Annotated in this window: 24 protein-coding genes; 8 read left to right on the top strand and 16 right to left on the bottom strand. The window is 67.5% G+C overall.

Annotated features, from left to right (window positions below; translation table 11 throughout):
- Positions 1-296: 296 nt before the first annotated feature.
- Positions 297-638 carry a hypothetical protein gene (locus VM780_RS09085; RefSeq protein WP_325446947.1) on the bottom strand — a complete coding sequence of 114 codons (342 nt, stop codon included), beginning with the start codon at positions 636-638 and terminating at the stop codon, positions 297-299.
- Positions 639-770: 132 nt separating this feature from the next.
- On the opposite strand from VM780_RS09085, the gene VM780_RS09080 reads away from it, so the two are divergent.
- Positions 771-1,121, top strand: a complete 351-nt coding sequence (locus VM780_RS09080) for a hypothetical protein (RefSeq protein ID WP_325446946.1) — start codon at positions 771-773, stop codon at positions 1,119-1,121.
- Between the two features lie 13 nt (positions 1,122-1,134).
- Here VM780_RS09080 and VM780_RS09075 read toward each other — a convergent pair whose 3' ends face one another.
- Genes VM780_RS09075 through VM780_RS09065 form a run of 3 tightly spaced genes read right to left on the bottom strand, consistent with a single transcriptional unit; the run spans position 1,135 to position 3,886 of the window.
- Positions 1,135-2,169, bottom strand: a complete 1,035-nt coding sequence (locus VM780_RS09075) for an ATP-dependent DNA ligase (RefSeq protein WP_325446945.1) — start codon at positions 2,167-2,169, stop codon at positions 1,135-1,137.
- A gap of 52 nt (positions 2,170-2,221) precedes the next feature.
- Complete coding sequence (locus tag VM780_RS09070) at positions 2,222-3,472, bottom strand: cytochrome P450 (protein WP_325446944.1); 1,251 nt, start codon at positions 3,470-3,472, stop codon at positions 2,222-2,224.
- Positions 3,473-3,520: 48 nt separating this feature from the next.
- Entirely contained in the window at positions 3,521-3,886 is a 366-nt protein-coding gene (locus tag VM780_RS09065) for a hypothetical protein (RefSeq protein ID WP_325446943.1), read from the bottom strand.
- Between the two features lie 249 nt (positions 3,887-4,135).
- Between VM780_RS09065 and VM780_RS09060 the strand changes: the two genes are divergently transcribed.
- Positions 4,136-4,345, top strand: a complete 210-nt coding sequence (locus tag VM780_RS09060; RefSeq protein WP_325446942.1) for a NepR family anti-sigma factor — start codon at positions 4,136-4,138, stop codon at positions 4,343-4,345.
- Positions 4,346-4,355: 10 nt separating this feature from the next.
- Here VM780_RS09060 and VM780_RS09055 read toward each other — a convergent pair whose 3' ends face one another.
- Entirely contained in the window at positions 4,356-4,931 is a 576-nt protein-coding gene (locus tag VM780_RS09055) for a sigma-70 family RNA polymerase sigma factor (RefSeq protein WP_325446941.1), read from the bottom strand.
- 298 nt (positions 4,932-5,229) lie between these two features.
- Here VM780_RS09055 and VM780_RS09050 point away from each other — a divergent pair, with 298 nt between their 5' ends.
- Positions 5,230-5,997, top strand: coding sequence for a PhyR family response regulator anti-anti-sigma factor (locus VM780_RS09050; protein WP_325446940.1), 768 nt, complete (start codon positions 5,230-5,232; stop codon positions 5,995-5,997).
- A gap of 3 nt (positions 5,998-6,000) precedes the next feature.
- Here VM780_RS09050 and VM780_RS09045 read toward each other — a convergent pair whose 3' ends face one another.
- Positions 6,001-6,630, bottom strand: a complete 630-nt coding sequence (locus VM780_RS09045; protein ID WP_325446939.1) for a glutathione S-transferase family protein — start codon at positions 6,628-6,630, stop codon at positions 6,001-6,003.
- A 4-nt stretch (positions 6,631-6,634) separates the two neighbouring features.
- Positions 6,635-7,063, bottom strand: coding sequence for a large conductance mechanosensitive channel protein MscL (mscL, locus tag VM780_RS09040; RefSeq protein WP_325447011.1), 429 nt, complete (start codon positions 7,061-7,063; stop codon positions 6,635-6,637).
- 159 nt (positions 7,064-7,222) lie between these two features.
- On the opposite strand from mscL, the gene VM780_RS09035 reads away from it, so the two are divergent.
- Positions 7,223-10,729 (top strand): PAS domain-containing hybrid sensor histidine kinase/response regulator, encoded by a 3,507-nt coding sequence (locus VM780_RS09035; protein ID WP_325446938.1) that lies wholly within the window; start codon positions 7,223-7,225, stop codon positions 10,727-10,729.
- A gap of 134 nt (positions 10,730-10,863) precedes the next feature.
- On the top strand, positions 10,864-11,802 hold the full coding sequence (locus VM780_RS09030; RefSeq protein ID WP_325446937.1) for a sulfotransferase: 939 nt from the start codon (positions 10,864-10,866) through the stop codon (positions 11,800-11,802).
- A 9-nt stretch (positions 11,803-11,811) separates the two neighbouring features.
- On the opposite strand, the gene VM780_RS09025 is transcribed toward VM780_RS09030, so the two are convergent.
- On the bottom strand, positions 11,812-12,483 hold the full coding sequence (locus VM780_RS09025; RefSeq protein ID WP_325446936.1) for a response regulator transcription factor: 672 nt from the start codon (positions 12,481-12,483) through the stop codon (positions 11,812-11,814).
- Between the two features lie 87 nt (positions 12,484-12,570).
- The gene (locus tag VM780_RS09020; RefSeq protein ID WP_414652806.1) at positions 12,571-13,059 is read right to left on the bottom strand and encodes a secondary thiamine-phosphate synthase enzyme YjbQ; all 489 of its coding nucleotides are present in this window, start codon (positions 13,057-13,059) and stop codon (positions 12,571-12,573) included.
- Between the two features lie 68 nt (positions 13,060-13,127).
- On the opposite strand from VM780_RS09020, the gene VM780_RS09015 reads away from it, so the two are divergent.
- Positions 13,128-14,087 carry an alpha/beta hydrolase gene (locus VM780_RS09015; protein ID WP_325446935.1) on the top strand — a complete coding sequence of 320 codons (960 nt, stop codon included), beginning with the start codon at positions 13,128-13,130 and terminating at the stop codon, positions 14,085-14,087.
- 16 nt (positions 14,088-14,103) lie between these two features.
- Here the strand turns inward: VM780_RS09015 and VM780_RS09010 are convergent, their stop codons facing one another.
- The 3 genes from VM780_RS09010 to VM780_RS09000 form a co-directional block, all read right to left on the bottom strand.
- Positions 14,104-14,316: a hypothetical protein gene (locus tag VM780_RS09010; protein ID WP_325446934.1), complete on the bottom strand. Its 213-nt coding sequence runs from the start codon at positions 14,314-14,316 to the stop codon at positions 14,104-14,106.
- 71 nt (positions 14,317-14,387) lie between these two features.
- On the bottom strand, positions 14,388-15,200 hold the full coding sequence (locus tag VM780_RS09005) for a creatininase family protein (RefSeq protein WP_325446933.1): 813 nt from the start codon (positions 15,198-15,200) through the stop codon (positions 14,388-14,390).
- A 17-nt stretch (positions 15,201-15,217) separates the two neighbouring features.
- Positions 15,218-15,865, bottom strand: a complete 648-nt coding sequence (locus tag VM780_RS09000) for a hypothetical protein (protein WP_325446932.1) — start codon at positions 15,863-15,865, stop codon at positions 15,218-15,220.
- Between the two features lie 143 nt (positions 15,866-16,008).
- Between VM780_RS09000 and VM780_RS08995 the strand changes: the two genes are divergently transcribed.
- Complete coding sequence (locus VM780_RS08995; RefSeq protein ID WP_325446931.1) at positions 16,009-16,491, top strand: MarR family winged helix-turn-helix transcriptional regulator; 483 nt, start codon at positions 16,009-16,011, stop codon at positions 16,489-16,491.
- A gap of 3 nt (positions 16,492-16,494) precedes the next feature.
- Here the strand turns inward: VM780_RS08995 and VM780_RS08990 are convergent, their stop codons facing one another.
- The 3 genes from VM780_RS08990 to VM780_RS08980 all read right to left on the bottom strand — a co-directional run bounded on the left by VM780_RS08990 (position 16,495) and on the right by VM780_RS08980 (position 18,333).
- The gene (locus VM780_RS08990; RefSeq protein WP_325446930.1) at positions 16,495-17,205 is read right to left on the bottom strand and encodes a GNAT family protein; all 711 of its coding nucleotides are present in this window, start codon (positions 17,203-17,205) and stop codon (positions 16,495-16,497) included.
- 85 nt (positions 17,206-17,290) lie between these two features.
- On the bottom strand, positions 17,291-17,689 hold the full coding sequence (locus VM780_RS08985; protein ID WP_325446929.1) for a hypothetical protein: 399 nt from the start codon (positions 17,687-17,689) through the stop codon (positions 17,291-17,293).
- Between the two features lie 74 nt (positions 17,690-17,763).
- Entirely contained in the window at positions 17,764-18,333 is a 570-nt protein-coding gene (locus tag VM780_RS08980) for a type 1 glutamine amidotransferase domain-containing protein (protein WP_325446928.1), read from the bottom strand.
- Between the two features lie 139 nt (positions 18,334-18,472).
- Here VM780_RS08980 and VM780_RS08975 point away from each other — a divergent pair, with 139 nt between their 5' ends.
- Positions 18,473-19,654: a pyridoxal phosphate-dependent aminotransferase gene (locus VM780_RS08975; RefSeq protein WP_325446927.1), complete on the top strand. Its 1,182-nt coding sequence runs from the start codon at positions 18,473-18,475 to the stop codon at positions 19,652-19,654.
- A gap of 49 nt (positions 19,655-19,703) precedes the next feature.
- Here VM780_RS08975 and VM780_RS08970 read toward each other — a convergent pair whose 3' ends face one another.
- Positions 19,704-20,003, bottom strand: a complete 300-nt coding sequence (locus VM780_RS08970) for a DUF2934 domain-containing protein (RefSeq protein WP_325446926.1) — start codon at positions 20,001-20,003, stop codon at positions 19,704-19,706.
- Between the last annotated feature and the right edge of the window lie 25 nt (positions 20,004-20,028).

The following is a 20,028-nucleotide window of genomic DNA, read 5'->3' as shown; positions in this document are numbered from 1 at the left end:
CGCTTCTCGAGGCGCCCGAGGGCGCCAGCGGTTCGCAACGTCGACGCTGAAAGCGGCCACAAGGGGGCGGAGATCAGCCGAAAGCTGGCTGGTCTGAGTGATCGGAGCGGCAGACTGATCTGAGCGCCGAGACGAGGCCCATCTCCCGATCGGGACGCCGGGCCGCCCGACCTGGCGCAGTCCGCCTCGCCGCCTTCCTGCGGACCTTCGCCTGGCGCTCACGCCGCCCCAAGGGAGCGCCAGGCAAGTCCCAGCGGCGCGACGGCCCCCAGGCTCGCGCCCGCCGCCTGACGGCCCTACCAGCGCGGCTCGTCGTAGCGGGTGATCTCTTCCTCTTCGATGGGCTCGTCGCGGCTCACGCGGCGCCACCGGTCGTGGGGCGCAAACTCCTCGACATGGTCGCGCCGGACCACCACGGGAGGCGGAGCCCGCCGGACGATCACACGCTCCTCGACCCGCTCCTCGACCGGCTCCTCGACGGTGACGCTGCGCCAGGCCGGCTCCTCGACCACGGTCTCGCGCTCGATCGGCGCCTGCTCATAGCTGTGCCGCTCGTAGTAGCTCTGCGGCATGTCGGCCGCGAAGGCCGGCGCTGCGGCCATGACGGAGAAAAGCGAAAGCGCTGTCGCAAGACGCATTACGAGTACCCTTGTCTGCCCTCGACTCAGAATGTCCCAGCAAGCTTGGCCGGATCATGGCGGAGATTGGATCGGAACAGGCGCTGCGTCTCGCCTGTTACTCCGGGGCATAACAGGATCAGGAGACGCGTCATGGCACGACTGGATCGCGACCCGCCGGAGCCTCAGAGCCCCTACGCCAACACCTCGGAGACCGATCCGGGCGACCGCGCCGTGCTGGAAACCGCCACGGGCCGCGCGGCCCCGGCCGAATCCGACGCGTCCAGCGTCTGGGAGGAGGAGATTCGCGAGAAAAGCGTCGGAGGCGAGCCGGCGAGCAGCAGGACCAACTTCCACACCTCCGGCACCGGCGCCATCGAGACCGAAGACGGGCTCGACGAGACCGAGGAGATGCTGCGCCATACGGCGGAAGACATTCCGGACGTCGACACCGCAGATCGGCGTGACGGCGAACCCGTTTTCGACAAGGCCGAACGCAGCTGAGCGCCGCGGATGGTCAGGAATCAGCCGAGATCTGCTCCATTCCGCACTGCCGCGGCGACTTGTCCGGCCGCCACCGCAACAGCTTGGTTCCATGCCGAAACCGGTCGCCGGTGACGTGATCGAAGCGCACTTCGACCACCAGCTCCGGCCTCAGCGGCTGCCACTCCGCGCTTCGCTCGGCGCTCCAGCGGCTCGGCCCGCCCGGCGCGCGGCCGGTGAAGCCCGGCGGCTCGCGGAGCGCTTCCAGCCGGCGCGTGAGCTCCGGCCGCTCGGCGTTCGAGATGGTCGACGTGAAGCCGACATGGTTCAGGCGCCCTTCGGCGTCGTAGAGCCCGAGCAGCAACGAGCCGACGAGCGGGCCGCCGCTCTCGTAGCGGAAGCCGCCGATGACGCAGTCGGCGGTACGCAAGCGCTTGACCTTGACCATCGCCCGCTCGCCGGGCGCATAGGCCCCGTCGAGGCGCTTGGCTACGACTCCGTCGGTCGCGCCGTGACCGGCGTCGCCGAGCCAGCGCTCCGCTTCGCCCCGGTCCTCGGTGGACCTTGAAAGCACGGCGCTTGGGGTCTTCAGGAACCTGGACGCGAAACTCTCGAGCTCGGTCCGGCGCTCCGAAAGCGGCTTTTCGAGAAGCGCTCCCGCGGCTGGCGCCTGCAGCATGTCGAACAGGATGAGCCGCGCCGGCGTGGCGGCGGCGAGCTTCCGCACCCGGCTCTCAGCTGGGTGAAGCCGCATCTGGAGAGCGTCGAACGAAAGCCGCCCGTCCGTCTCGATGACCAGTTCGCCGTCAAGCACGAACGGGTCGGCGGCCACGCCGCGCAGGAACGCGACGACCTCCGGAAAATAGCGGCCGAGCGGCTTGCCGGATTTGGCCCTGAGCTCCACGTCGCCGCCCGCCTTGAAAGCGAGGCAGCGAAAGCCATCCCACTTCGGCTCGTAGAGCCAGCCCGGTCCTTCCGGCAGCGCTTCCGCGGAGCGCGCCTCCATCGGCGCCGTGGCGAGGGGGACGCCGAACGGCTCTCCGGATGAGGTTTCGCGTGCAGGCGCCATCGGTGCTTTGTCGCGCTGACGCCAGCCGTTTCAAGGACTGAGCGGCCGGCGTCTAGGCCGCCGCTTGCCTGACGTCCGAGATTACGAAGCCGCTGCGGGGAATGGCGGGGATGTGGGTGAGGTCGAGCGTGAGATCCTGCGGCGGGACGCGGTAGCGGATCTCAGCCGTTAGCGCCCGGGCCATCGCCTTGACGACTTCGATGGTCATCCATTCGCCGGGGCAGCGATGGGTCTGCTCATGGGCTCCGCCCCCGGACGGGATGAAGCTGAAGGGATCGCCGGCCCAGTCGCGGAAGCGCTCGGGACGGAAGCTCTCCGGCTCCTCCCAGCTGCGTTCGTCCCGGTTGGTGCCATAGAGGTCGAGGAAGACCCAGTCGCGCTCGGCGAAACGCCGCCCGCGCCACGCGAACGGCTCCAGCACGCGGCCGGCCATGAGCGGGATGAAGGGATAGAAGCGTCGAACCTCTTGGGTGAAGCGATCGAGCGCGCCTTCGTCGGATGCGATTTCGTCGGCGAGCTCCGGCCGGTCGCGCAGCGCCATGGCGGCGAAGACGACGTAGCGAGCGTTGGAGACCGTCGGCCGCAGGACGTTGATGAGCTCCACCGCAGCCGCCTCGACGCTTATCAGCCGCCCGTCCGGCTCCCGATGGCGGGAGATGATGGCGGTCGCGCTATCCTCGGGAACGCGCCGCGCGCCGCTCCGAATGTCTTCGATCACGGCGCGGGCCCAGCGCTCCGTTCGCGCGCGCAGCAGATGGCCTTTCCAGTTGCGCGGCCCGATCGAGCCGGCGCCGTCGATCATCGCGTTGAACTCGCGCGTTCTCTGTTCGACCTCTGCTTGCGTCAGATCGAGGCCTGCCCACGCGCAGACGGCGCCGCACAGGATGACGCTCGCCTCCTCAAACAGCGTGACTTGCTCGCGCCCTGACCAGGCGCGCGCGCGGGCGCAAAAATGCTCGCGCACGCGTTCGCTCAACGGGGCCAGCCGCTCGGGGCGCATGAAGGACAGGAACATCTGCTTGCGCTGGCGGTGAGCTTCGCCATCGAGCTCCATCACGCTGCCCTTGTCCTGGATCAGCGCGAAGGTCGTGAGCGGCATGGCGCGGCTTCGGGTGAAGCGGCCCGGTTGATAGAACTCCCGAGCCGCAGCCGCCCCGGTCATGCAGACGACGGGCGTGAGCATGATGCGCGTCTCGAACGCATCGGCGCCGAAGCGGCGGCGCCTGGAGGGGATGAACGCGTAGCCTTCCGACAGGAAGGCGAGGCTGCTGTCGAGTGCGGGATCGCGCGGAATGTCGGCCATAGGCGGCACGAAGGCGGGAGGCTCGCGGATTGTTCCCGCAGCCGCGCGTCACCAGTCCGTATCGGACAAACCGTGCGCCGCGAAAAGCTCAGGCTCCTCCGGAGTCGTCAGTTCGGGCGCCAAGGGAGGGTCGACGTCGAGCGCCGGGAATGGCTCCATCACCTCGAAGTCGGCGCGCTCGCCCTCGACGTGGCGGAGCCGGATCAGCAGCCTTCCGAAATGCCCACTATCGATCGCGGCCGTCTGGCAGCGCGCGCAAGCCTTGAGCGTCAGGCTGGCCGCAATCAGATAACCTGAGGCGTAGCTGCGATTTGATACAGGGTCCCGCCACACCGCTATCGAATAGTCGACCGGCCCGGCTTCTGTGCCGTCACAGATCAGCAGCGCCTTATCTGCGCAGACGGTCTGAAGCATCGAACCAAGCCTGTTGCGCGCAAAACGCGAGAGATCGAAACATAGCGTTTCCGCTAAGGAACGCCAGATGGCCCGCGCGTAATGAGATTGACGCAGCGCGGGAGCGGGCGCAGGAACATTCTGCCGTTGCAGCGCTTCACTTAGGGCGCGGAGCGCGTGGTCGACGCACCGCTTTCCATCGGGGCGACATCCGAATGACCGACGGCCAGCACTGACGAGCACCGAGGGGCCTCGGGCAAAGAGATGACTATGGCGCAAGGGGATGAGACCGAAGAAGACCGCATCGCCCGCCAGCGCGCGCTGGGGGCGGAGCTCAAGCGGGTCTTCGGTAGCGTGATTGAGGAGCGGCTGCCGGAACGGCTCCAGGATCTCGCGGCGCGCCTGGAGTCACAACTCGCGCAGCATCGGTCGGAAGGCGAGAAGATGCCGGCCGCGCCGGAGGCCAAGCGCCCAAAATGAGCGCCAGCCGTTAGATTTCGTCGGCCGTGGTGGCGTCGAGCAGTGCGGCGAGCCTGGCGCGGGCGCGGTTCAGGCGGCTTTTCACAGTTCCGATCGGGCAGCCGCACACTTCCGCGCATTCTTCGTAGCTGAGGCCAAGACCGCCGATCAGGATCAGCGCCTCGCGCTGCTCGTCGGGCAGCTTTTCGACTGCCGATCGCAAGGCCGAGGTCGCCGGAAGCCAGGCTTGCGCCGCGGCTGCTCCGACGTCCTCCGGAGCCGTGTCCGACATCATGTTGCGCTCGCGGCTGCGCCGCTTCGATAGCGAGATGTGGGTGTTACGCAGGATGGTGAAGAGCCATGCCTTCAGGTTTGTGCCCGGCGCGAACTGATGGATGTTCGCGAGAGCGCGCACGAGGGTCTCCTGGACGAGGTCGTCGGCCTCGATCACGTCCCGCGTCATGGAGCGGGCGAATGCGCGCAACGCCGGGATCAAGTCGGTGACGGATCGGGCAAGGTCCGACCGCGCGCGATCGGTCGACGCAGACGCTTCCTGCGCCTGCTCGACTGCCTCTCGATGCTCCATCAGCGCCGGCTTCTCCGTCACACTTGTTCCCACACCGGCATTCCCTCAACTGTGCGACGCCGCACGCCGCCAGCATCCCGGATCGGCTTCAGACAGCCCTCCGCCAGTCCGATGAGGCGCTGGGGCAACGGCTGCGCGAGTAGCTTTGTTCCGTACCTGCGGATTCCGGGGTAGTCGGGCGCCCACTTCCGTGCAAGGGTGGGTGCATCGATAGCGCTCCGCCAACGGCGACGTGACGCGCTCTCAAGCAACCAGCAGGACAATGCATTCGATCAGACCCGGCTAGGCTCTGGTCTCCAATTCAAGGAGCGCCGTCGGGATGGATATTGGCGAGTTAACGCGGCAGCTGCCGTATCTTCGGCGACATGCGCGGATGCTCCTTGGGCGGCAGGATCATGCCGACCTGATGATCGAGGAGGCGCTGCGCGAACTCCTGAGGACAGGCGACTGCGCCGCGATCGATTACGATCCCCGTCGGCAGTTGCTAAAGGCATTGTACGGGGCGCTTTACGCTCAGGGCCTGCCGGAGACGGCGACTTCTTCCACCGAGACGCATCTGCCAGTCGATGCGCGCCTGCAAAGCCTGTCGCTGCCGCGGCGCTCGGTGTTGCTGCTGCTCGCGGTCGAGCGATTGAGCGTGGCCGACGCCAGCGAAGTCACCGGGTTGAGCGGAAGCGACGTTCTGCGGCTGGCCAGCGAGGCCCAGAACGACGTCGAGCGCAGGCTCGAGACCGACATTCTCATCATCGAGGATGAGTGGGCGATCGCCAGAGATCTGCGCCGGATCGTGAGCGATCTCGGCCACCGCGTGACCGGCGTGGCGGCGAGCCGCGAACAGGCGCTCGAACTCGCCGCTCGCGACAATCCCGGGCTGGTTCTGGCGGATCTGCACCTCGCCGACGGCGACTCCGGAGTCGACGCCGTGCGGGAGATTTTCCGCGACCGACCGACGCCGGCGATCTTCGTGACGGCTTTCCCGGAGCGCCTGCTGGCGCGCGCCCGGCCGGAGCCGATCTACCTGATCACCAAACCGTTCTCTCCTGCGATGATCAAGTCGACCGTCAGTCAGGCGCTGTTCTTCGCCTGAGGATCAGGCGCGATCAGCGTCTCCATAGGCGCGGCGATAGGCGGGCCGCTCCGAAAGCCGCTGTAGATACGGGTCGAAGCGCTCCGGGTCAGGCAGCTTGCCCCAGGAGCGAACCCATGCGAGCAGCGCGCCGACCATGATGTCGGCCGCAGAGAAGCGCTCCCCCAGCAACCAAGGTCCAGGCTCCAGAGCGGCGTGCACACGCGCAAGCGCCTGCTCGAAGTTCGGCCAGCCGATCGCCATCGGCGGCGGCGGAGCGGCGCGCGGAAACACCATATCGGCAAGCGCGGGCTCCAGCGCGGCGGCCGCGTAACAGACCCAGGTCAGATACGGACCGCGCTCCAGGCTGCCGGGCGGCGGCGCCATCCCGGCTTCCGGGAACGCGTCCGCGACGTGAAGCAGGATCGCGCTGCTTTCGGTGAGCGGAACCGCCGCCGTTCCGTCCGGGCCGCGGTCGATCAGCGTCGGCAGCTTGCCGTCCGGGTTGAGGCGCAGGAAATCAGGACGCCTGTGTTCGCCCGCCTGAAGATCGACCGGCCTCAATTCGTAGGGCGCGCCAGTCTCCTCCAGCAGCCAGTGGATGCGCTGCGAGCGCGAGCGCGGATTGTGGAAGAGAATGAAGCGAGCGGCCATCGGGTCAGATCCTCGCCGACGCGCCCGCCAGAATGTCGCGGATTTCGCCCAGAAGTTTGACGTCCTCGGGCTTCTCGGGGGCCGACGGGGGCTTGACCTCCTCCTTCCGCTTCATCCGGTTCATGGCCTTGATCACAAGGAACAGGATGAACGCCACGATCAGGAAGTTCAGCGTGACGGTCAGGAACTCGCCATAGGCCAGCACGGCCCCCTGCTTCTTGGCCTCGGCGAGCGATGACGCGGTGACGGCGGGGGACAGACTGACGAAGTAATTCGAGAAATCGAGCCCGCCGACCACGGCGCCGACGACCGGCATGAAGATGTCGCCGACAAGGCTTTCGACGATCTTCCCGAACGCCGCGCCGATGATGACGCCGACCGCGAGGTCGACGACATTGCCCTTCATGGCGAACTCTTTGAATTCCTGGACCATCGACATTGCGGCATTCCCCTCCCTGCCCGATGACAAGCTGGCCTCGCCCCCGCTAGAGGTTATCGAAGCGGCGACGGACTAGGCAAGGCGAGGCGATTTGCGCCTCCGCCGGCCTCGATTGGGTTTTCCGGCGCTCAAGCGCGTGAGGGAGCGTTCGTCTTGCAGGCCTGGATCGTGATTGCGATCGCCCTCGCCTATCTGGGCGGCCTGTTCGCGCTCGCGGCCTATGCGGACCGCAGGCGGCCATTGTGGATGACCGGCCGGCTGAGGCCGTGGATCTACGTCTTTAGCCTCGGCGTCTATTGCACCTCCTGGGCGTTCTACGGCGCGGTCGGCTTCGCGGCGAAAAACGGTTGGAGCTTCCTCGCGCTCTCGCTCGGTCCGGCGCTCGCGCTGCTGCTGTTCGGGCCGCTCATCCGCCGCGTGATCCGGATCGCGCGCGCCAACAACATCACCTCCGTGGCGGACTTCGTCGGCGCCCGCTACGGCAAGAGCGAACTGGTCGCTGGGGCGGTGGCGATCGCCGCCCTGTTCGGCGTCACGCCCTATTTGGCGCTCCAGCTCAAGGCGATCGCCGCTTCGCTTGCGCTTCTGTCAGGCCCGGAGGCGTTCGGCGGCTTCGATGCCGCCTTCGGCGCTGCGGTGGCGCTCGCGCTGTTCGCGATGCTGTTCGGCGCCCGCAAGGTGGCCGCGACAGAACATCAGGACGGCCTCATGCTCGCGATCGCGAGCGAGTCCGTCGTCAAACTCCTGGCGTTCCTCGCCGTCGGCGTGCTGGTCGTCTTCGGGCTTCACGAAAGTCCCGCGGCGTTGCTCGCGCAGGCGCAGTCAACCGGCGCCACGGCCATCTTCACGCAGTCCCCGGACCTCTTGCAGCTCCTGTCGCTGACGCTTCTCTCTCTCGTGGTGTTCCTGCTTCTGCCGAGGCAGTTCCATGTCACCGTGGTGGAGAACCGCAGCGACCGCGAGCTGCGCCGGGCCATGTGGGCGTTTCCGCTTTACCTGCTCGCCTTCAACCTGTTCATCGCGCCGATCGCGATCGCGGGCCTCGTGGCCTTTCCGGCCCCGGCCGCCGTCCCGCCCGACGGCTTCGTCCTGGCGCTGCCTCTGGAGAAGGGCGCCGACTGGCTCGCCGCGATCGCCTTCATGGGCGGCCTGTCAGCCGCGAGCGCGATGGCGATCGTGGAATCCGTCGCACTCGCGATCATGATCTCCAATGATCTCGCAATGCCGTTCCTGCTCCGCGGACGAGGCGCGCGGCGGCGAAGCATGACGGAGCGGCTGCTCATGCTGAGGCGGCTTGCGATCGCGGGCGTTATGCTGGCCGCCTATCTCGTGCACCGCTGGACGAGCGGGGCGCAGCTCTCCGCGCTCGGGCTCATCGCCATGGCCGCGATGGCGCAGTTCGCGCCCGCCTTCTTCGGAGGCCTCTTCTGGCGCCGGGGCACGGGGCGGGGCGCTGTGGCGGGCGTGACGGCGGGCGTCGCCGTGTGGGGCTGGACGCTGGTCCTGCCGCCTCTCGCGGCCCGGCTGCCGGCTCTGCAGGGTTTGGTCGCAGACGGCCCGTGGGGGCTTGCCTGGCTGCGGCCGGAGAGCCTGCTCGGCGCCTCGTTCGGCGACCCGCTGGTCCACGGCCTCATCATGAGCCTCGCCGCCAACGCCCTCGCCTTCCTGACGTTCTCGCTGACGCGCGCGCCGACGCCGATCGAGCGCCAGCAGGCGGGCCTGTTTTGCGACGGCGCGGTTCAACCCGCGGCCGAGGGGCTGAGCCCTCCGCCGCGCCGGCCGCTGCGCGCGCGCGCCACCGTCGGCGAGCTCATCCAGACCGTCTCGCGCTATCTTGGGCCGGAACGCGCGGAGACGGCCTTCCGCGGCTTCGCCATCGCGCGCAACGTCGAGGTCGAGCCGAACGCCGCCGTCGACCTGCAGACGCTCCGCTTCTCGGAACATCTGCTCGCCTCGGCGATCGGCCCCGCTTCCTCGCGGCTCGTGCTTTCCATGCTGCTGACCCGGCGCAACCTGACCACGACGGCGGCGCTCAAACTGCTCGACGAAGCTTCCGCGGCGATGCAGACGAGCCGGGACGTGCTGCAGAACGCGCTCGATCACGCGCGCCAGGGCGTGACCGCAATCGACCGGGACATGAAGCTCGTGTGCTGGAACCGCGAGTTCCGGGAACTGTTCGATCTGCCCGACGAGATGATCCATCTCGGCGTTGGCCTAGACGACATCTTCCGATTCAACGCCGCACGCGGGCTCTACGGCCCGGTCAACGCCGACGAGTTCATCGCCGACCGGATCGAGCGCTTCGTGGTGCGGCTCGAGACGCTGCGGACCCGGCTGCATCCGTCGGGGCGCGTCATCGAGATCCGTTCGGCCCGGATGCCGGACGACGGCGTCGTGACCACCTACACGGACATCACCGAGACCGTCGCAGCCCAGGAGGCGCTGGAGCGCGCGAACGAAACGCTGGAGCGCCGCGTGCGCGAGCGAACGCGCGAACTGACGCGGCTCAACCAGGAGCTCGCCCGCGCCAAGACCGAGGCGGACGAGGCCAATATCTCCAAGACGCGCTTCTTGGCGGCCGCGAGCCACGACATCCTGCAGCCGCTCAACGCGGCGCGATTGTTCGCAACCAGCCTGGTCGAGCGCGTCGACGCCGGGAGCGATCAGGCGCGGCTCGCGAGAAACGTTGATTCCTCGCTCGACGCCGTCGAGGAGATCTTGTCCACGCTGCTCGACATTTCGCGCCTCGACACCGGCGCGATGAAGCCGGAGCTGTCGAGTTTCCGGCTCGACGAGATCGTCTCGCAGCTCGCGCGCGAATTCGCACCGGTGGCGGCCGAGAAGGGGCTGAAGCTCAAGGTGCTGCCCACCAGCCTGACGGTGCGCTCGGACCGGCGACTGCTGCGGCGCGTGCTGCAGAACCTTGTCTCCAACGCGATCAAGTACACGCCTTCCGGACGGGTGATCGTCGGCTGCCGCCGGCTCCGGGGGCGCGTCAGGATCGAGATCTGGGACACCGGTCTCGGCATCGCCTCCGGCCAGCAGCGGCTGGTGTTCCGCGAGTTCAAGCGGCTCGAACAGGGCGCCAAGGTCGCTCCGGGGATCGGCCTCGGCCTGTCCATCGTCGAGCGCATCGCCCGTGTGCTGGAGCACCCGATCACCTTGCGCTCGCAGCCCGGGCGCGGCTCGGTCTTCGCGCTCGAACTGCCGACCGCAGCGGCCATGCCGGTGGTGGCGTCCCTGGAAGTGCTGCCCGCGCATCGGGCTTCGGCCCTCAAGGGCTTGGCGATCCTCGTCATCGACAACGAGCCCGCGATACTTGATGGGATGAAAACACTGCTTGAGAGCTGGGGCTGCACCGCCGTCACTGCCGCCAGCGAAAGAGAGGCCGAACAGGTTATCCTTAAGAGCAAGTTGACGCCCGACGTAATACTTGCCGATTATCATCTCGATGAGGCTGACGGCCTCGAGGCGATCGTCAAATTGAGATGGAAGCTCGGCGCGCCCATTCCAGCCGTGCTGATCACGGCGGATCGGTCGCCGGGGTTGAGGGAGCAGGCCGCCTCCAAGGACCTCCAGATCTTGCCGAAGCCGGTTCGACCCGCAGCGCTCAGGGCGCTGCTCGCGAAGGCGCTGACGAGGCGAGCGGCCGCAGAATAGAGCGTGCGACCACATCGCTGAGGCCGCTCGCCATCCACCCGCTGGCGGCGTGCGACACTCGCGTGGCTTGGCGGATACTTCGCGAACACGACATTTTCCGCCTGTCTCATCTGTTTCCGTTGGCGTGTTCGTTCGTGATCTCGCGGTGGCGGCGCGAGTCGATCGAGAAAACCGAAGCCGAGGTGCGGGCGGTCCCCGACGACTGGCATCTGGTCCTGCCGCCAATCTTCATCGTCGGCTTCTGGCGGAGCGGAACGACGCTCCTGCATGAGCTTATGGCGGCGGATCGGACGCTTGCGGCGCCGATCCTGATCGACGTCCTGTGTCCGTCCGATGCGCCATATCTGCGCGGTTGGAAACGTCGGCTCTTGCAGGTGGTGCAGCCGCCCACGACGCGCGGGATCGACGACGTTCAGGTGTTCTTCCGCTCGCCGCAGGAGGAGGAGGCGGCGCTCTGTCACCTCGGTGCGCCGTCGTTCTTCGCGGCATCCTATTTCCCGCGACGACGAGGCGAGATCATCGAGGAGGCGCTGTTCGCCCGGGACGGCACCGAGCCGGAGCGACGATGGCGCGAGGCGTACGCCAGCTTTCTCCGCACGCTGGTCGTCGCCTATCCGGGTCGCAGACTGGTCCTAAAAAATCCCGCGAACTGCACACGCCTGCGCCGCCTGATCCAGCTCTGCCCGGAGGCGATGTTCATCAGGATCGACCGGGATCCCGCGGAGGTGATCCCCTCGTTTGAACGGCTGATCAATCTCGGCGATCGCTATCTGTCGCTCCAGGGCCGATGGAAGCCGATGAGCGCTGACGAGGCGACGGCTCTGCATCGCAGGGTCATGGCCCGCTTCGACGCCGACTGGGCCGCTCTCCCCGCGCGGCGAACAGCGCGGGTCGCGTATGCGGACCTGATCCGCGACCCGCTCAGCACGATCGGCGAGATTTACGAGACGCTGGAACTGCCGCGCGGCAAGCGGGCGGAACGTCAGCAGAAGAGATTCTGGCTGCGCCGCGGGCGCTTCCGCAAGCCAGGCTGCGCGACGCGCCCGCCGACGTCAGCCTCTGTCACGTCCTGACCGAAGCTCTCAGCCGGGCATCCGCTCCGGCCACTGCCCAGCCTCGATCTTCGAGGCCGCAATGACGGCCTGGGTGCGGCTCTCGACGCCAAGCTTGGCGAGGATCGCCGAGACATGCGCCTTCACGGTCGCCTCGGAGACGCTGAGTTCATAGGCGATCTGCTTGTTGAGCAGACCCTGGCTCAGCATCATCAGGACCCGGACCTGCTGCGGCGTCAGCGTGCCGAGCCGCGCGGCGAGCTTCGCCGCCTCGTCGTCGCCCGCCGCGCCGAGATCGACGTCCGGCGGCGTCCATTCCTCGCCCTTGAGGACCGCGCGGACCGCCGCGCGCATCTTTTCGACTTCAAGCGTCTTCGGGATGAAGCCCGAGGCGCCGAACTCCATGCAGCGGCGGATGACCTTGGGGTCCTCGTTCGCCGAAACCACGACCACTGGCACCGCCGGATATTGCGCGCGCAGATACATCAGGCCCGAGAAGCCGCTGACGCCAGGCATGTTGAGGTCGAGCAGCACCAGGTCGAAGGAAGGATCGGCCTCGAGCGCCTTGGAGGCCTCGTCGAAGGAGCCAGCCTCGGAAATCTCCGCCGCGCCGCCCGACATCGCCTCCCGAAGGGCGCTCCGGAACAGCGGGTGGTCGTCAGCAATCAAGAGGCGATAGGAATCGTCGTCGGCGGTCGTCATGTCGGCTTCATAATCCTTCGCGCATGCAAAATCGATGCGTTACAACGCCTCCATTCACATTACGCGAAAGTCGTTGCGAATTTAGCGCTAGACGCGCGAACCGACGAAATGAACCACGAATTCGCGGCGATGTGGCCGGTCGCGGTGCTCGATCAGGAAGATCGCCTGCCAGACGCCGAGCGCGAGGCGTCCTGCGATCACCGGAATGGCGAGCGACACGCCGGTAAGCATCGCCTTCACATGCGCGGGCATGTCGTCAGGGCCTTCCAGGTCATGACGCCACCCGGCGTCACGCGGAGCCAGCCTGTCCAGCGCGTCGACCAGATCGTCCCGGACCTCCGGGCTGGCGTTCTCCTGGATCGTAAGCGAGCACGACGTGTGGCGCAGAAAGACGGTGGCGAGCCCATCCCCCGCGCCGGCCTGCTCCAGGGCTGCGGCGACCGCCGACGTGACGTCTGAGAGTCCGGCTCCGCGCGTGCGGACGGTCAGTCGCGCGATGGCCTGATGGGTCGCTACGCCGACGCGGATCTCGTCCACCGTCGCAGTGTCTGCCGCAAGCTTCATGAGTGCGAACATGACGCGCCGCGGCCTTGCGGCGAAGCCCCCTGTCGCGTTTTCTCGGTCGAGACCCCGCGGAGACTGAAATGTCGCGACCAATCACGATCGATCCTGCCTGGTTCGCCCCCGATGCAGCGCCGGAGGGCACGCGTGAACATGCCCAGGCGCTGATCGCGCAGGCGAAAGCGGCGCCGGACATCTGGGCGCTCGGTCCCGCGGCGGTGCGCGAGCGTCGCAAGCAGGGCTTTACGGCTTTCGTAATCGAGCCGAAGAGCGCCAAGGCGGAGACGCTGACGATCGACGGCCCCGCCGGACCGATCGCGCTGCGCGTGATCGCGCCGGAAAGACCGACGGCGGTCTATCTGCACCTCCACAGCGGCGGCTGGACGCTCGGCTCGAACGATCAGGACGACCCGCGGCTCGAACGGCTCGCAGACGAACTCGGCTTCGCCTGCCTTTCCGTCGAATACCGGCTCGCGCCCGAACATCCCTATCCGGCCGGCCCGGACGATTGCGAGGCGGCCGCGCTCTGGGTTGCGCGCGAAGGGCGCCGGCGGTTCGGCGCGGAGAGGTTGCTGATCGGCGGCGAGTCCGCGGGCGCGCATCTTTCGGTCGTGACGTTGCTGCGGCTGCGGGACAGGCATGGTCTGGCGCCATTCGCGGCCGCCAACCTGACCGCGGGCAGCTACGATCTTGGGCTGACGCCGAGCGCCCGCCGCGCGACCGAGAAATTCGTGCTGAACGGCCGCGACATCCGGATGTTCGCCGCGAATTACCTGCAGAACGGCGAGGATCTGGGCGACCCTGACGTGTCCCCGCTCTACGCCGACCTCGCCGGCTTGCCTCCCGCGATCTTCACGGTCGGCACGCGCGATCCGTTGATCGACGACACGCTGTTCATGGCGGCGCGCTGGGTCGCGGCCGGCAACGAGGCGGAGCTCTCGGCGTGGCCAGGATCAGGCCACGTCCATACCTCGCTGCCGGAGCCGAACGCGGCGCCGGCGTTCGAGCGCATCATGGAGTTCCTGCGCGGCCGGTCGGGCTGACGCAGCCTCCTCCTGCTCAGTGGTTGCCGGAGACCACGCTCAGCAGCACCTTTGCGACCTCGGCCGTGACGCGCCGACGGTACTTGCGGTGAACCAGCTGGCCGTTGTGGTAGACGTCCTGCTCGACGTAAAGAGTCACGCCGTCCCAGCGCAGAATGTTGTCGCTCTCGGTCGTCTCGATGACCTTGAGCCCCTCGATCAGCCGCTCATCGCGCTGCGCATCAGGCATTCCGTTCCCCGCTTCTCATTGCTCGCGCCGCATCGTGTGCCGCCGACCGCGAATTGTCGACCCGCAAGCGCTCACCGGCCGAGCGGGCCCGCCGCAAGGCGCTCGAGCGGGAAGCGTCGCACATCCTGCAGCAGTTCGACAAAGGCGCGCGCGCCGAACTCGGCGGCGGCCTCGCCGGCCCGCTCGGTCGCGGCCGCGGCGTCGCCGATCGCTCCGGACGCATTCAGGTCCTGCGACATCCAGCCGAAACCCGCGGGGGTGCCGGCCCTGAGGTGGCTGAACTCACGCTCCATCTCATAGGTCGCCGAGCGGAAATGGGCGGCCTTCGCCATCCGCGGCAGATCCGGCCTGAAGGCGAGCATCAGCGAGGTCTCGATCTCGCCGCCATGGATGCCATGGCGGGCCTCCTGGGCGGAAAAAAGCCCTTCCGGATAGCCGAAGCGCTGCCAGCTCACCGTCACCGCCAGCATGCCGTGGCTGACGCGCAGCGAACGCGCGATGACGTCGAGCAGCGCGGAGTTGCCGCCGTGGCTGTTGAGGAAGACGAGCCTGCGAACGCCGGCGCGGGCGACCGACGCGCCGATTTCGGTCCAGGCCCTGATAACGGTTTCCGGCGAAAGCGTCAGCGTTCCCGCAAAGGCCAGGTGTTCGGCGGACGCTCCGATCGTCTGCATCGGCAGGAACGTCACCGGCAGGTCATCCGGGATCAAGGCTTCGGCGCGAGCCAGATAGCCCTCGCCGATCATGGCGTCGACGCCGACGGGCAGGTGCGGGCCGTGCTGCTCGACGGCCGCCACAGGCAGGACCGCGACCCATGACGCCACGTCCGGATCGGCGAAGTCCTCCGTGGTCATGTCGACCCAGCGGCGGCGCGGGCACGGCATCGATGGGCTCCTCTCGATCAAACGGCTGTCTCGCGGGTATGGCGCAGAATGGCCCGCACCGCACGCTTCATGTCGTCGAGCGCGACCGAGCAACCCGCGCCCTGCGCGGCCGGAACGCCGGCTGCGATCTGCTCCGGCAGCAGCGGCAGATGCAGGAAGGTCGCAACCAGAGAGCCTCCAGCGGCCTTCCCCGCGGCTTCCAGGGCCAGATAGAGGGTCTGGTTGCAGAGATGTCCGCCGGCGTCGTCGGACAGCCGGGCTGGCGCGCCTGCCGCTTTGACAGCCGCGACCACGCCTTCAGGATCCGGCCAGTTCGCAAGCATTTGGTCCGGTCCGCCTGCAATGACGGGGCCGAGCGGCCCGAGGCGGCCGGCGGCGTCCGGGACCCCCAGATCGATATGGTTGCGAGCCTTACGTTCAAGACAGATCGCGTCCCGGGCGCCCGCCTGCCCCATCAGCAGGAGATGGCTTGGAGCCGCCATTCGAAGCAGGCGCTCCAACGCTGGACGCACGGCTTCGACGTCGACCGGCAGCACTTCCAGAGTGATCGGCGCGCGCCAGATCCGCTCCAGCTCCGCTCGTTCGGCAGCCAAAGCCTTGAGCAGGATCTGGGAGCAGTTCGGACCGCCCATGAAGCGCCCGAACGCAGTGATCAGCAGGCTCATGACGGGCTGCTCATTTCTCCGGCGTCGCAGACGGCCAAAATCAAACTTCCGACGAATTCATAGATGGACAACGCCTCGACTTTGATTTTTTTCGGGAAATATATCTCTTGCTGCAGACTTACAGGCGGCAAGGTGTTCACGCGATGAAAAGCCCGTACGCCAAGACCGTCGGATACGAACTACTGCACGCCGCCCGCCTCCATCGCGCCCGCAGCGCGCAACTTCTGGGAGAGCTTGGCTTATTTCCGGGGCAGGAGCAGGTGCTGACGCTGCTGGTCGAAGAAGACGGCCGGACGATGAGCGACCTCGCCGCGCAACTCAGGGTGCGCCCACCGACGGCCTCCAAAACGATCGCGCGGCTTGCGGCCCATGGACTCGTTGAACGCCGAGCCAGCGGCGGCGACGCGCGCGTCGTGCGGGTGGGGCTGACCGAGGAAGGACGGAAACGCGCGGAATCCGTGTACGCGCTCTGGGAGGCGCTGGAACAGGAGGCCGTCTCTGATCTGGACGCCAAGGATCGCAAGAGGCTGCGGAAGCTGCTGCGGAAGCTCGGGCGCAATGTCGCCGCCAATCTCCGCGGACGCGCGGTCGAACAGGAAGTCGAGGACGAGCTTCCTGAGGAATGACCCTCAGCGTCGCTCCATCAGATCCCGCAGCCGGCGCCGCTGCCGACCTTCGGCGTCGAAGTTTTCCGGCGCGAGCCAGGTCTCCATGGCGGCCTTCACTGCGGGCCAGTCGTCTTCCGTCATGGCGAACCACGCCGTGTCGCGGCTGCGCCCCTTGATGATCATGTGCTTGCGGAAGACGCCCTCGAAGCGGAAACCCAACCGCTCGGCCGCCGCGCGTGAGGGCGCATTCAATGCGTCGCATTTCCATTCGTAGCGGCGGAAGCCGAGCGAGAAGGCGTGGTCGGCCATCAGATACATGGCTTCCGTCGCGGCCGCGGTCCGGGCGAGCGCCGGAGAGAACAGGATCGAGCCGACTTCGACGCTCCGGTGGTGGAGCTCGACGCGCATGAACGTCGCCCGGCCGACCGTCCGGTCCGTCTCGGCGTCGCGGATCGCCAGCGTGGCGTTGTCCGGAGAGGCCGCCGCGACGCGCAACGCCTCGGCCATCGCCGCCTGGCTCTCGAACGGTCCGTCGAAGAGGTAAGCGAACAGCCGCTCCTTCTCTTCGCCATGGGTGGGCGCGTAGAGATCAGCTGCGTCCTTCTCGGGTTCGAGCGGCGCAAGCGTCACGCGCCGGCCTTTCAGGACGGTCGGTCTTGGCCGAACCGGCGCAGGCCCGCTCACCAGGAGGCCGCGGGGCGGAGACAGCGTGGGATCGATCTGGGCGGTCATCGCGACTCGGGCTCTTGCGGAAGATCGTCGCCCGTTCCTGCCGCCTTCCGGCGTCGCCGACCAATGACTTTTGGTGACGGCCGACTCACAGCCGGATCATGGGCGACCAGCCGGTCTTCGGTTCGTAGCGCGAGACCGACCTCTGCTTGCCCTCGATCGGGAAGGCGATCCAGGCGCCGCCGTCCGCAGGACAGCCAGCCATCACGCTGACGCCGAAGAACTCCTTGTCGCCGCTGGCGTCGGTGCCGCTCTTCGCGATGATCGCCTTGAGGCGCCGCCTGATATGGTCCTGCCCGATGACGACCGCCTGCTTGCGGATCTCCTCCAGCTGCGGCTGCGAGCATCGATCGGCCTGCGGATGAAGGATCACACGCACCCGCACATTCGAGCGCCCCACCGTGGTGGCGGCCTCGAGCGACTTGGGCGCGGCGACGGCCGGTCCGGCGAACAAGACGGCGATGGCCGCGATGGCCGCGATCTTCATGACGAGCTTCCTGGGATCGACGCGCGAAAGCGGCGGGCTTTCACCCGCCGCTGCCATACACGCTCAGACTGTCCTCAGGCTGCGCTTCGCTGTCCGGCATGCCTGCCTTCGGCGAACTGCTCGACCATCTTCGCGTTGAAAGCCGGAATGTCGTCGGGCTTGCGGCTGGTCACGAGGCCCCGATCGACGACGACCGCTTCGTCCGAAACGATCGCGCCTGCGTTCTTCAGGTCGATCTGGATGGCCTCGAAGCCGGTCATTTTACGACCCTTCACCAGACCCGCCGAGATCAGCACCTGCGGCCCATGGCAGATCGCGGCGACCGGCTTGCCAGCGTCGAAAAATGCTTTGGCGAAAGCGAGCGCCGTCTGGTCGCGGCGCAGCGCGTCCGGGTTGAACAGACCGCCGGGAATCATCAGCCCGTCGAAGGCGGAAGCGTCAGCGGACGACAGCTCCTGATCGACGTTGACCTCGTCGCCGGGCTTGTCGTGCTTGAATCCTTTTATCGACCCAGAGCTCGGGCTGACGACTGTGACCGTCGCGCCCGCTTCCTTCAGAGCCTTCATGGGTTCGGTGAGTTCGACCTGCTCAAAGCCGTCGGTTGCGAGAATCGCGATTTTGCGGCCGTCGAGGCGATTGGCCATGACATCCTCCTTGAATTCGCGCTGATTGGCGGGGAGCGTTAGGGCACGATCGGGCGCCCTCTCTGGGCTCCGGTCTCGCCTATCCAACACGCTCGGCGTCGGGATCGTTCCCGCGTCGGCGCGGACCGTGGAGCAGACCATGCTGAAGACTGTCGAAGCCTTCGACCGCATCGGCGAAGAGAACGCCTTCGCCGTTCTGGCGCGCGCCACAAAGCTCGCTTCCGAGGGACGCGACATCATCAATCTGGGCATCGGACAGCCGGACTTCCCGACGCCGCCGCACATTGTCGAGGCCGCCATCAAGGCGCTGAGGGACGGCCATCACGGCTACACGCCGTCGACCGGCATCCTGCCGCTGCGCGAGGCCGTCGCAACGGACGTCCACCGTCGGTTCGGGGTCGAGGTCGATCCGGACCTTGTGATGATCGTGCCGGGCGGCAAGGTGACGATGTATGCGGCGATCCGCCTGTTCGGTGAGCCGGGCGCGGACATCCTCTATCCGGACCCCGGCTTCCCGATTTACCGCTCGATGATCGAGCACACCGGCGCAAACCCGATCCCGGTGCCGATCCGCGAAGAGAACGGCTTCGCGTTCTCGGCCGAAGAGACGCTCTCGCTGATCACGCCGAACACCCGTCTGCTGATCCTGAATTCGCCCGCCAACCCCACAGGCGGCGTCACGCCGGCAAGCGAGATCGACAAGCTTGTCGAGGGCCTAGCTCGGTTCCCGAACGTCGCGGTGATGTCCGATGAGATCTACGATCAGTTGATCTTCGACGGGCTCGAGCACCGTACGCTGCTGGCCTACCCGGAGATCCGCGACCGGCTGATCGTGCTGAACGGGTGGTCCAAGACCTATGCGATGACGGGATGGCGGCTTGGCTGGTCGATCTGGCCGAAGGCGCTTTACGACGACGTGCGCAAGCTCGCCGTCAACGCCTGGTCATGCGTCAACGCCGCCGCCCAATATGCCGGGATCGCGGCGCTCGAAGGCCCGCAGGATGCGGTCGTCCAGATGCGACAGGAGTTCGACAAGCGCCGGAAGCTCGTGACCGAAGGGCTGAACGGGCTCCCCGGCGTCCGGGCGGAGACGCCAAAGGGCGCGTTCTACGCCTTCCCGAACGTGAAGGAGACTGGCTGGAAAGCGAAGCCGCTGGCCGCCGCCTTGCTTGACGAAGCTGGCGTGGCGGTGATCGGCGGCCCCGACTTCGGCGTGCTCGGCGAGGGCTATATCCGGCTGTCCTACGCCAACTCGGCGGAGAACATCGCTCGCGCACTGGAGCGGATGCGGCAGTTCCTTTCGGAGCGCCAGGCGGCGTAACCGAGCCGGGCTGGGAGCGCGTTCCCCGCGCTCCCTTCCTGACTGGCGGTCAGTCCTGTCGCCTGCGCGGAGTCTGCAGGCGGTCGCCCTGGTCGGTCTCGAGGCCCGGGAATTCTCCGAGATTCTCCTGGATGCTCGCCTCTTCGACATATTCGCCGCGCTCGGCCGGGGTCACGACGCCGTCCGCCAGAGGGTTCGGCTCCAGTCCCGCTTCCGGGTTGGATTCGAGACCGGCCAGCTCACGGGCGCGCTCCAGATAATCGTCTTCGCGCCCGGCGGGGCTGCCCGCGTCCTCCCACAGCTTCCGGGCCCGTTCGCGGATTTTCGGGGTGATGGGGGTCTCGGACATCTCGATCTCGCAAATCATGTGGCGG

The sequence above is a fragment of the Hansschlegelia sp. genome (assembly GCF_035538955.1).
Lineage (GTDB): Bacteria > Pseudomonadota > Alphaproteobacteria > Rhizobiales > Methylopilaceae > Methylopila.
This window is presented reverse-complemented; position numbering and strand designations above follow the sequence as displayed.

Excerpts from the sequence above, each read along its gene's own strand:
- VM780_RS09010 (WP_325446934.1), bottom strand. The coding sequence starts at position 14,316 with ATGCCTGATGCGCAGCGCGATGAGCGGCTGATCGAGGGGCTCAAGGTC.
- VM780_RS08985 (WP_325446929.1), bottom strand. The coding sequence starts at position 17,689 with ATGAAGATCGCGGCCATCGCGGCCATCGCCGTCTTGTTCGCCGGACCG.
- VM780_RS09065 (WP_325446943.1), bottom strand. The coding sequence starts at position 3,886 with ATGCTTCAGACCGTCTGCGCAGATAAGGCGCTGCTGATCTGTGACGGC.
- VM780_RS09015 (WP_325446935.1), top strand. The coding sequence starts at position 13,128 with ATGTCGCGACCAATCACGATCGATCCTGCCTGGTTCGCCCCCGATGCA.
- VM780_RS08990 (WP_325446930.1), bottom strand. The coding sequence starts at position 17,205 with ATGACCGCCCAGATCGATCCCACGCTGTCTCCGCCCCGCGGCCTCCTG.
- VM780_RS09070 (WP_325446944.1), bottom strand. The coding sequence starts at position 3,472 with ATGGCCGACATTCCGCGCGATCCCGCACTCGACAGCAGCCTCGCCTTC.
- VM780_RS09060 (WP_325446942.1), top strand. The coding sequence starts at position 4,136 with ATGGCGCAAGGGGATGAGACCGAAGAAGACCGCATCGCCCGCCAGCGC.
- VM780_RS09020 (WP_414652806.1), bottom strand. The coding sequence starts at position 13,059 with ATGTTCGCACTCATGAAGCTTGCGGCAGACACTGCGACGGTGGACGAG.
- VM780_RS09075 (WP_325446945.1), bottom strand. The coding sequence starts at position 2,169 with ATGGCGCCTGCACGCGAAACCTCATCCGGAGAGCCGTTCGGCGTCCCC.
- VM780_RS09085 (WP_325446947.1), bottom strand. The coding sequence starts at position 638 with ATGCGTCTTGCGACAGCGCTTTCGCTTTTCTCCGTCATGGCCGCAGCG.
- VM780_RS09045 (WP_325446939.1), bottom strand. The coding sequence starts at position 6,630 with ATGGCCGCTCGCTTCATTCTCTTCCACAATCCGCGCTCGCGCTCGCAG.
- VM780_RS09080 (WP_325446946.1), top strand. The coding sequence starts at position 771 with ATGGCACGACTGGATCGCGACCCGCCGGAGCCTCAGAGCCCCTACGCC.
- mscL (WP_325447011.1), bottom strand. The coding sequence starts at position 7,063 with ATGGTCCAGGAATTCAAAGAGTTCGCCATGAAGGGCAATGTCGTCGAC.
- VM780_RS08995 (WP_325446931.1), top strand. The coding sequence starts at position 16,009 with ATGAAAAGCCCGTACGCCAAGACCGTCGGATACGAACTACTGCACGCC.
- VM780_RS08975 (WP_325446927.1), top strand. The coding sequence starts at position 18,473 with ATGCTGAAGACTGTCGAAGCCTTCGACCGCATCGGCGAAGAGAACGCC.
- VM780_RS09050 (WP_325446940.1), top strand. The coding sequence starts at position 5,230 with ATGGATATTGGCGAGTTAACGCGGCAGCTGCCGTATCTTCGGCGACAT.
- VM780_RS08980 (WP_325446928.1), bottom strand. The coding sequence starts at position 18,333 with ATGGCCAATCGCCTCGACGGCCGCAAAATCGCGATTCTCGCAACCGAC.
- VM780_RS09000 (WP_325446932.1), bottom strand. The coding sequence starts at position 15,865 with ATGAGCCTGCTGATCACTGCGTTCGGGCGCTTCATGGGCGGTCCGAAC.
- VM780_RS09005 (WP_325446933.1), bottom strand. The coding sequence starts at position 15,200 with ATGCCGTGCCCGCGCCGCCGCTGGGTCGACATGACCACGGAGGACTTC.
- VM780_RS08970 (WP_325446926.1), bottom strand. The coding sequence starts at position 20,003 with ATGTCCGAGACCCCCATCACCCCGAAAATCCGCGAACGGGCCCGGAAG.
- VM780_RS09025 (WP_325446936.1), bottom strand. The coding sequence starts at position 12,483 with ATGACGACCGCCGACGACGATTCCTATCGCCTCTTGATTGCTGACGAC.